6 protein-coding genes are annotated in these 6,828 nt (G+C 62.0%); 5 read left to right on the top strand and 1 reads right to left on the bottom strand.

Annotation, left to right across the window (positions count from 1 at the left end):
• Positions 1–232: 232 nt before the first annotated feature.
• The 5 genes from AC1DWI_RS09985 to AC1DWI_RS09965 all read left to right on the top strand — a co-directional run bounded on the left by AC1DWI_RS09985 (position 233) and on the right by AC1DWI_RS09965 (position 5,569).
• On the top strand, positions 233–1,192 hold the full coding sequence (locus tag AC1DWI_RS09985; protein WP_477669014.1) for a Bug family tripartite tricarboxylate transporter substrate binding protein: 960 nt from the start codon (positions 233–235) through the stop codon (positions 1,190–1,192).
• A gap of 146 nt (positions 1,193–1,338) precedes the next feature.
• Complete coding sequence (locus AC1DWI_RS09980; RefSeq protein WP_477669015.1) at positions 1,339–1,857, top strand: tripartite tricarboxylate transporter TctB family protein; 519 nt, start codon at positions 1,339–1,341, stop codon at positions 1,855–1,857.
• Positions 1,857–3,362 carry a tripartite tricarboxylate transporter permease gene (locus tag AC1DWI_RS09975; RefSeq protein ID WP_477724764.1) on the top strand — a complete coding sequence of 502 codons (1,506 nt, stop codon included), beginning with the start codon at positions 1,857–1,859 and terminating at the stop codon, positions 3,360–3,362. The genes AC1DWI_RS09980 and AC1DWI_RS09975 overlap by 1 nt, the downstream gene beginning before the upstream one ends.
• A 24-nt stretch (positions 3,363–3,386) precedes the next feature.
• Complete coding sequence (locus AC1DWI_RS09970) at positions 3,387–4,412, top strand: Bug family tripartite tricarboxylate transporter substrate binding protein (protein ID WP_477669017.1); 1,026 nt, start codon at positions 3,387–3,389, stop codon at positions 4,410–4,412.
• Between the two features lie 161 nt (positions 4,413–4,573).
• Positions 4,574–5,569, top strand: a complete 996-nt coding sequence (locus tag AC1DWI_RS09965; RefSeq protein WP_477669018.1) for a tripartite tricarboxylate transporter substrate-binding protein — start codon at positions 4,574–4,576, stop codon at positions 5,567–5,569.
• Between the two features lie 22 nt (positions 5,570–5,591).
• On the opposite strand, the gene hemH is transcribed toward AC1DWI_RS09965, so the two are convergent.
• Positions 5,592–6,722, bottom strand: coding sequence for a ferrochelatase (hemH, locus tag AC1DWI_RS09960; protein WP_477724763.1), 1,131 nt, complete (start codon positions 6,720–6,722; stop codon positions 5,592–5,594).
• Between the last annotated feature and the right edge of the window lie 106 nt (positions 6,723–6,828).

Below are 6,828 nucleotides of genomic sequence, written 5' to 3'. Positions count from 1 at the left end.
GCGCAGCCTGCATCGACGCATCGTCTTCGATCAGTAACAATTTCATGGGGGCAGAATGGGCTAGGGCCTGAAAACAGGGTGTTAGCAGGCCCTAGACATTAGCACTTTCCCCAATGCTTCCGGACAGCCGTTTGACAGAAACGAAGCGCATGATAAGCCCGTGATCGGCTGGATGCCTTCGCCAGCCCGGCAAGCTCAACAATTTCACAATCCTATTTTCAAGGAGACACTCATGCGTCGCGATACCTTTCTTAAATCCCTGGCAGCCATGGCGGCTGCGGGCGCCTTGCCCCTGCCGGCTTTTGCCGCCGCCAACGTCAAGATGATGATTCCCGCCAATCCCGGCGGCGGATGGGACACCACGGGCCGTGCCCTGGGCAAAGCCCTGACGGACTCCAAGGCCGCCGATACCGTGACCTACGACAACAAGGGCGGCGCCGCCGGCGCATTGGGCCTGGCCCAGTTCGTCAACGGCTCCAAGGGCGACCCCAACGCACTGATGGTGATGGGTGCCGTCATGCTGGGCGGATTGATCACCGGCAAGCCGCCGGTCAGCCTGTCGCAAGCTACCCCGATTGCACGCCTGTCCAGCGAATACAACGTGTTTGTGCTGCCCGCCAACTCGCCATTCAAATCCATGAAAGACGTGGTCGAGCAACTCAAGAAAGACCCCGGCAGTGTGAAATGGGGCGGCGGTTCGCGCGGCTCCACCGAGCACATCGCAGCGGCCATGATCGCGCAGAAGGTCGGCGCCGATCCCTCCAAGATCAACTATGTGGCTTTCCGCGGCGGCGGTGAAGCCACGGCAGCCATCCTGGGCGGCAACGTCACGGTGGGCGGCAGCGGCTACAGCGAATTTGCCGAGTACATCAAGGCCGGCAAGATGAAGGCCATTGCGGTGACCTCGGGCAAGCGTCTGCCTGGTGTGGATGTGCCGACACTCAAGGAGCAGGGCATTGACGTCGAAATCGGCAACTGGCGCGGGGTCTACGGTGCCCCCGGCATCACGGACGCACAGCGCAAAGCCCTGACCGACATGGTGCTGGCCGCGCTCAAGGCGCCGGCCTGGGCCGAGGCTGTCAAGAAGAACGACTGGACTCCCGCAGTCCTGACGGGTGAGGCATTTGCCAAGTTTGTGGACGACGACTTTGCGGCGCTGCGCGCCACGATGGTCAAGTCCGGCATGGTCTGATCTTCCGCGTTTTTACGCCACCCGCGCTTTCGCGTATCAGCTGCACGCGGTTCCGTCAAATTTGATGAAAATTTGACGAAAGGCCCGCGTGCCCCCAGACTGCTTATGTCTGGCCCAACCTTCCCCGCCTTTCGGGAACTATAACGATGACAACTTCAGATCCCTCGGCCGTCTGGCCGCAAACTCTGGTCGGGGCCGGTGTGCTGCTGACCGGCCTGGCGCTGGCCTTTGGTGCGATCAGCATTTCGTCCGAGGCAGGTTATGGCGGTGTAGGCCCCAATTTCCTGCCTTGGGTGGTGTCGGTGGGCCTCGCCATTTGTGGCGCCTTCATCATCTGGGAGGCACGCAGCGGCGGCTTCCGGGAGCTCGAACCGCCTTCGGGCTCGGTGCAGGCCTACTGGCCGGGTTTCGTGTGGGTCTCGGCAGGCTTGCTGCTCAATGCAGCGCTCATCACCGCCATTGGTTTTATCCTGAGCTGCACGCTATGCTATCTGCTGGCTGTGCAAGGCCTGCGCCGTGCGGGCGGCCAGACCGCGGTCAATGCGCCGCGCACCTGGCTTGCCGACTTCGCGGTGGGCTTCGCGATTTCCGCGCCGGTGTTCTGGATGTTCACGAAATTCCTGGCGATTAATTTGCCAGGCCTGACCAGCACGGGGTGGATCTGATGGATATCTTCAATGCCCTGATGGCGGGTTTCGCGACAGCGATCACGCCGGTGAATCTGCTCTGGTGCCTGGTGGGTTGCGCGCTCGGTACAGCGGTGGGTGTGCTCCCCGGCATCGGCCCTGCGGTCGCAGTGGCCATGCTGCTGCCCATCACAGCCAAGGTCGACATCACCGCTTCGATGATTTTTTTCTCAGGCATTTACTACGGCGCGATGTACGGCGGCTCAACCACGTCCATCCTGCTGAACACACCGGGCGAAACCGCCAGCATGGTCACGGCCATGGAGGGCAACAAGATGGCCAAGAGCGGGCGCGCGGGCGCGGCACTGGCCACGGCTGCTATCGGCTCGTTTGTGGCAGGCACGATTGCCACCGTCATCGTCACGCTGTTTGCGCCTTTTGTGGCCGAGTTCGCAGTCAAGCTGGGTCCGCCGGAATACTTCCTCTTGATGCTGCTGGCCTTCACCACGGTGAGTGCGGTGTTGGGCAAAAGCACCTTGCGCGGCATGGCGGCGCTGCTGGTCGGCCTGGCCGCCGGCTGCGTGGGACTCGACCAGATCTCCGGCCAGGGCCGCTATACCGGCGGCATCCCGGAACTGCTGGACGGCATTGAAATCGTGCTGGTGGCAGTGGGCCTCTTTGCGGTTGCCGAAGTGCTTTATGCGGCGCTGTATGAAGGCCGCATGGTGGAAGAGCAGAACAAGCTCAGCCGTGTGCATATGACCAAGGCGGACTGGAAGCGGTCGATCCCCGCCTGGTTGCGTGGCACGGCCATCGGCACGCCCTTCGGGTGCATCCCGGCGGGCGRCACCGAGATCCCGACTTTCCTGAGCTATGCAATGGAAAAGAAGCTGGCGCAAAACCAGCCCCACAGTGCGGAGTTCGGCACCAAAGGCGCTATCGAGGGTGTTGCCGGTCCCGAGGCTGCCAACAATGCGACGGTGACGGCTGCGCTGATCCCGCTGCTCACATTGGGCATCCCGACCTCCAACACCACGGCGATCTTGCTGGGCGCGTTCCAGAACTACGGCATCCAGCCCGGTCCGCAACTGTTCACSACSTCRGCSGCKCTGGTGTGGGCACTGATYGCKTCGCTYTACATYGGCAACGTGATGCTGCTSGTGCTGAACCTGCCSATGGTGGGCCTGTGGGTCAARCTGCTSAARATYCCSAARCCSCAGCTSTAYGCGGGCATCCTGATYTTYGCGACGGTGGGYGCMTACGGCATGCGGCAAAGTGCGTTCGACCTCTTTTTGCTGTACGCCATCGGCTTGCTCGGTGTCCTGATGCGCCGCTTTGACTTTCCGACTGCCCCTGTGGTGGTGGGCATGATCCTTGGCCCGCTGGCTGAGGCTCAATTGCGCAATGCCATGTCAATCGGCGAAGGCAGCCCCGCCGTGTTTTTCCAGCGCCCCATGTCGATCACGCTGGTCGTGATTGTGGTTGCGGTGCTGGTGCTTCCGCGTATGGCTAAATACTGGAAGGCGAAAAAACCTGCAAGTTGAGTTTTATTACTAAAAGGAGATGACATGCTGAACATCAAACGACGCACCGCATTGGGTGGGCTCGCCGGGTTGGGCCTGACCACGTTGGGCAGTACATTCCCCGCATTGGCRCAATCCGCCAAGGCGCCGGCAGCTGTCGCTTCTCCAAAAGGCAAGACCGCCAAACTAACTTCGAAACTGCGCATTGTGATACCGGCCAACGCCGGCGGGGGCTGGGACCAGACCGGCCGTGCGTTGGGTACGGCCTTGCTGGGTGTCGGCGCCGCTGACGAGATCGAATACGAAAACAAGGGCGGCAAGGGCGGCACCATCGGCCTGGCGTATTACGCCGAAAAATACGGCAACGATCCCAACACCCTGTTGATGGGCGGTATGGTCATGGTGGGCGCGGTTGCCTTGCAAAAACCCGCGGTCGACATGACTCGCATCCAGCCGATAGCCCGCCTGACCAGTGACTACCTCGTGGTGGTGGTCGCTGCCAGCTCGCCGATCCGTACCGTTGCCGATCTTGCCAGCCGGCTGCGCACCAACCCCAAAGACGTGCCGATCGCCGGCGGGTCGGCCGGTGGTGTGGATCATGTGTTTGCGGGGGTGCTGACCCGAGCCTCCCAAAGCAAACCGGAAGAACTGGTGTATTTGCCTTTCGCCGGCGGTGCCGAGGTGGTACAGGCCGTGCTGGGTGGCAAGGCAGTGGCCGGCATATCGGGCTACAGCGAGTTCAGCGATGAACTCGCCAGCGGAAAATTGCGTGCCATTGGCGTGTCGTCCAAGCGCACGGTTTTTGGCATTCCCTCGATTCGCGAGCAGGGGCTCGATGTGGACATGGCCAACTGGCGTGGTGTGTTTACCGGCCAAAACGTGGCACCCGCCCGCCAGGCCGAAATGGTCGAAGCGGTGAAAGCCGCCGCTGGGTATGAGTCCTGGCAAAAAACACTGAAGCAGAACCACTGGGATTCTTCGCTGCTCTCGGGACCCGGTTTTACCAGCTTCATTGACTTTGACCTGACGACCTCGCGAGTCATGGTGCACCTGCTCAAGCTCAAAGCCTGACGCTCTGCGGCAGGGTTTTCGGGAGGGGCGGCCGCGTGGGTCACCCCTTTTCTTTCTCCGGCGTCCATCTGATGGATGGCATGGAAAGTGCTGTAACTGTTGGGGAAACCGGCGCATGCCGGCCTGCTGCCTGATACATGCCACCACCGCTGGAGAATCTCATGCCGACTGTTCGACGACGTATTTTTCTCGGTGGGCTTTCCTGCCTGGGCGCAGCTGCCGCCGGCGTTGTCCCTGCACCCTTGTGGGCACAGGCTGCCGTGAAGGGCAAGCTTGCGCCCAGATTGCGCATCGTCATACCAGCCGCCTCGCGCAGCACGCTGGACGAAGCGGGCCGTGCCCTCGGCGATGCCCTGGTCGGCCTGGGCCTGAGCGACGAGATTGAATACGAAAACAAGGAGGGGCACGGCGGCACCACAGGGCTGGCCTGGTATGCCGGCAAGTACGGCTCCGATCCCAATGCGCTTTTCATGGGTGACAGCAACCTGGTCGGCGCAGTGGCTTTGCAAAAACCAGCCGTGGACCTGACCCGGCTCCGCCCGGTGGCCCGCCTGACCAGCGACTACCTGGTGGTGGTGGTCGCCGGCAACTCGCCCATCAAGACCGTCAACGAACTGGCTGAGCGCCTGCGCACCAGCCCCAGGCTGACGCCCATGGCGATTGGTTCTGTTGGGGGTGTGGACCACGTGTTCGCCGGCCTGCTGGCCAAGTCTGCCGGTAGCCGCCCTGAAGACCCGGTGTATCTGCCCTTTGCCCGCAATTTTGAATTGGTGGATGCGGTATTGACCGGCAAGGCGGTGGCCGGTGTTTCCGGATACGGAACTTTCAGCGCAGAACTGGCCAGCGGCAAGCTGCGCGCCGTGGGTGTGTCATCCAAGAAGACAAGCTACGGTGTGCGGTCCATGCGGGAGCAGGGGCTGGACCTGGATATGGCGAACTGGCGGGCAGTTTTTACCGGCCAGGGCGTCACGCCCGCGCGCCAGTCGGAGATGGTTGACGGCGTCAAGGCGTCGCTGGCCTATGAGCTGTGGAAAAAAACGCTCAAGGAAAGTTACTGGGAGCAGTCCTGGCTGTCCGGGGCTGACCTCACCAACTTTATCGACTTTGATACCAAGACCACACAGCTAATGATGCAGCTGCTCAAGCTCAAGGCTTGATAGCCACCGCAAGGAATATGGCTTATTGGTTGGCACCCAGGGCCCGCGCGCGCTGGCGTGTGCTGGTCAATTCCGCAGCTTCTGCGCCGGCTACCGGCCAGCCTGAAAGATGCAGCTGCGCCAGCTCGGCAAGCCCCGCAATCCATTCATGGCTGTCGTTCAGGCAAGGGATGTAGCTGAATTCCTTGCCGCCCGCATGCAGGAAAGCTTCGCGGGCTTCCATGTTGATTTCCTCCAGCGTTTCGAGGCAGTCGCCGGTAAAACCGGGGCAAATCACATCGACCCGCCCGACACCTGCCTTTGCCAGGGCCACCAGTGTGGGCTCGGTATACGGCTCAAGCCATTTGGCCTTGCCAAAGCGCGACTGGAAGGTGACCTTGTACTGCGCAGGCTGCAGGCTCAGTTGGGTGGCCAGCAGCCGGGYGGTTTTATGGCATTCACAGTGATACGGGTCGCCCAGCTTCAGCGTGCGCTCGGGTACCCCGTGAAAGCTCATGACCAGCTGCTCGCCGCGGCCGGCGGTGCGCCAGTGTTCGCGCACGCGTGCCGCCAGCGCGCTGATATAGCCGGGATGATCGTGGTAGTGGTTGACAAAGCGGAACTCGGGGATGCGGCGTATGCGCGCCGCCCAGGCGTAGACCGCATCAAAAACGCTGGCCGTGGTGGTGCCGCTGTATTGCGGATAGGCCGGCAGGATGAGGATGCGCGTGACGCCGTCGGCCTTGAGCTGATCAAGCTGCGAGGCGATGGATGGATGGCCGTAACGCATGGCGTAACGCACCTCGACGGGCAGTCCACGCACTGCCAGGTAACCGCGCAGCATGACGGCCTGCTTTTGCGTCCACACCCGCAGCGGCGAGCCTTCCTTCATCCAGATGCTGGCGTATTTGGCCGCAGACTTTTTGGGCCGCACGCGCAGGATGATTCCGTGCAGGATCAGCCACCAGAGCGCTCTGGGGATTTCAACCACGCGCGGGTCGCTTAAAAACTCCGCGAGGTAGCGGCGCAATGCCGGTGCCGTCGCTTCATCGGGCGTACCCAGGTTGCAGAGCAGGACGGCCGTGCCGCAGGCCGTGGGCGTGGCTGGCGCTGCACCGTGCGTGAAGGGGGGTTCGGGGTTGAAAGGCGTGAGGATGCGCGAGCGAAAAGACATGGGTTATTCTCGCCTATCCCATTGACGCTGCCTATGCTTGACCTGTCCACCATAAAAGCCATCACACTTGACCTCGATGACACCCTGTGGCCCATCTGGCCTGCCA

It is taken from the genome of Polaromonas sp. P3_C2, from assembly GCF_056402675.1.
This window is presented reverse-complemented; position numbering and strand designations above follow the sequence as displayed.